Origin of the sequence: Sphingobium sp. ba1 (genome assembly GCF_000743655.1) — a bacterium.
Taxonomy (GTDB): Bacteria; Pseudomonadota; Alphaproteobacteria; order Sphingomonadales; family Sphingomonadaceae; genus Sphingobium.
In genome coordinates, this window is sequence record NZ_JPPQ01000017.1 from 1 (window position 1) to 1,331 (window position 1,331).

The 1,331-nt window shown below is 60.3% G+C and carries 2 protein-coding genes; both read right to left on the bottom strand.

The features are described from left to right. Positions 1–561 (bottom strand): outer membrane protein (locus IL54_RS01960; RefSeq protein WP_037472665.1); only part of this gene is annotated, 561 nt, incomplete at its 3' end. A gap of 200 nt (positions 562–761) precedes the next feature. After that, positions 762–1,259, bottom strand: coding sequence for a DUF2793 domain-containing protein (locus tag IL54_RS01965; protein WP_037472664.1), 498 nt, complete (start codon positions 1,257–1,259; stop codon positions 762–764). Between the last annotated feature and the right edge of the window lie 72 nt (positions 1,260–1,331).

A 1,331-nucleotide genomic window follows, 5' to 3' on the forward strand; every position in this document is an offset into this window, starting at 1 on the left:
GATGCTCTGATAAGCCGGGATCAGCTTGATATCGTCCTGGTTGAAGAAACGATACTTGAGCGAAACGTCGACATTGTTGGTGACGGGGTAACGCACGCCGGCCAGAGCCTGCCATGCAAAACCGGTGTCGCTGTCGTTGACGATGTCCGAAGCGATCTTGGCGCGCGAAACGCCAACACCACCGCCGACAAAGCCCTGCAGGCCGTCATCGGGACCGAAGTCCAGCAAGCCGTTCAGCATGAACGACAGAGCCGAAGCTGCGCCGCCGAAGCCGCCGTCGGTACGATCGAAATCGATCTTGGCGCGCTTGTAGGCCGCTTCGGCCTCCAGGCGGAAACCACCAAAGTCGTAGCCGATGTTGGCGTCGACGTCATAACCCTTATGGTAGTCGATCGAAGGAACGACCGAACCGCCGGGAGGGACGGCCGAGAAGGTCATGTTCTGGTCTTCGACCAGGAGCACACCGGCGTCTACGCCAATGTACCAGCTGTCGTCACGTGCCATAGCCGGGGTGGCCAAGGCAGTGGTAGCAAGAGCAGCCGCGAGGGCAAGCTTCCGCATCTGAATTCCCCTTTCAAAAGTGTCACGAAGGACTGCTGAAACCCTGTATCGGGAAGAAGGTTTCATGGCAAGTCCACAAATAGAGAAACCGTTGCAAAAATAGCGCAGTAGCACGCTGTTCGTGGACGGTTCAGGCTATTTAACCTCCCCCTAATGCTAAAAGGTAAACATCCCAACAAAAAAATGGGATTGTTACAGAATTACGAATGAATGAGGCCATGTGCCCGCAAAGCAGTCAGCATCAGGGCGATGCTATTACGCGCCTGCGCGTCGATCGTTTCGCCCCCGGTCGGGGCTGCGATTCCCGGCTGCCGCGTTCCGACGACTTTCAGCTCGTCGATATACAGCCCGTCGCCCCGCTCGGCAGCACCCCGCCAAGCACTGCCATCATGCTGCAGTGCATGATCGCGATCCACAACCAACAGCCGCAATCCCGCCTGCGGAGCGATAAATCGCCATCCGCCGTCGGTCCATAACGCCACCGCCCCGTCATTCCCGTCCCACGCCCCCGTCGCCTCCTCAGCGACGATCCAGCATTGGCCGATCTCCGGCGCAACCGGCGGGCTGGCCAGGTCCGCGCTCTGCGCGACCCCGTGGACCAGCGCGTCGATCCGCACCAGCGCCTCATTGTGGAACATTTCCTTCTGCGCCTGCCCGGCGAACAAAAAGGGCAAGGCCCATCGCGGCGTCCCGTCCATATCCCGTCTCCCGATAAAGTCCCGCCAATGTCAGGCGGTGAAATCGATCCGCGCCGCCCGCCCGGTCGCCCG